The sequence below is a fragment of the Gracilibacillus phocaeensis genome (assembly GCF_900626275.1).
In the GTDB taxonomy this organism is placed as follows: Bacteria; Bacillota; Bacilli; order Bacillales; family Amphibacillaceae; genus Gracilibacillus; species Gracilibacillus timonensis.
The window spans coordinates 1-926 of the sequence record NZ_LR131139.1 but is presented as its reverse complement, the minus strand read 5'-3'; the positions used below and the strand labels follow the sequence as shown (position 1 = coordinate 926).

8 tRNA genes are annotated in these 926 nt (G+C 50.5%); all 8 read right to left on the bottom strand.

Annotation, left to right across the window (positions count from 1 at the left end):
- Nucleotides 1-131 precede the first annotated feature (131 nt).
- Nucleotides 132-207: transfer RNA gene (locus E0E32_RS00175), tRNA-Ala, on the bottom strand.
- Between the two features lie 19 nt (nucleotides 208-226).
- A tRNA-Pro gene (locus E0E32_RS00170) sits at nucleotides 227-303 on the bottom strand.
- Nucleotides 304-306: 3 nt separating this feature from the next.
- Nucleotides 307-383: transfer RNA gene (locus E0E32_RS00165), tRNA-Arg, on the bottom strand.
- Nucleotides 384-388: 5 nt separating this feature from the next.
- Nucleotides 389-477: transfer RNA gene (locus E0E32_RS00160), tRNA-Leu, on the bottom strand.
- A gap of 46 nt (nucleotides 478-523) precedes the next feature.
- Nucleotides 524-598 (bottom strand) — tRNA-Gly (locus E0E32_RS00155).
- 28 nt (nucleotides 599-626) lie between these two features.
- Nucleotides 627-711 (bottom strand) — tRNA-Leu (locus tag E0E32_RS00150).
- Nucleotides 712-716: 5 nt separating this feature from the next.
- Nucleotides 717-792, bottom strand: a tRNA-Lys gene (locus E0E32_RS00145).
- A gap of 7 nt (nucleotides 793-799) precedes the next feature.
- A tRNA-Thr gene (locus E0E32_RS00140) sits at nucleotides 800-875 on the bottom strand.
- Nucleotides 876-926: the final 51 nt, after the last annotated feature.

Genomic DNA, 926 nt, shown 5'->3' with positions numbered 1-926 from the left:
GTTCGTCCTGAGCCAAGATCAAACTCTCAATATAGTTTGTACTTGTGCTCGCTTTTGACAAGCTAGCTTTTTGCTTTTCTTCTTACACATACTGGTTGTTTTGTTCAGTTTTCAATGATCAATGTTTAAAATGGTGGAGCCTAGCGGGATCGAACCGCTGACCTCCTGCGTGCAAAGCAGGCGCTCTCCCAGCTGAGCTAAGGCCCCACAATCTCAAAGATTAAAATGGTCGGGAAGACAGGATTCGAACCTGCGACCCCTTGGTCCCAAACCAAGTGCTCTACCAAGCTGAGCTACTTCCCGAAATGGCGCACCCGAGAGGAGTCGAACCCCTAACCTCTTGATCCGTAGTCAAACGCTCTATCCAATTGAGCTACGGGCGCTAAAATGGTGCCGAGGGCCGGACTCGAACCGGCACGGTGGAAACCCACCGCAGGATTTTAAGTCCTGTGCGTCTGCCAATTCCGCCACCCCGGCAAGGAATTATGTATCAATCATCTGGCAAACTAGATGGTTGATTTCCTGGAGCGGAAGACGGGATTCGAACCCGCGACCCCCACCTTGGCAAGGTGATGTTCTACCACTGAACTACTTCCGCAATTATTCAATTAAGTAAATATATTGTATGGTGCGGGTGAAGGGACTTGAACCCCCACGTCAATAGACACTAGATCCTAAATCTAGCGCGTCTGCCAATTCCGCCACACCCGCTTGAATGGTGAGCCATGGAGGATTCGAACCTCCGACCCTCTGATTAAAAGTCAGATGCTCTACCAACTGAGCTAATGGCTCTAAAAAGTGGTGCCGGCCAGAGGACTTGAACCCCCAACCTACTGATTACAAGTCAGTTGCTCTACCAGTTGAGCTAGGCCGGCTTATATGGTGGAGGATGCAGGGCTCGAACCTGCGACCCCTTGCTTGTAAGG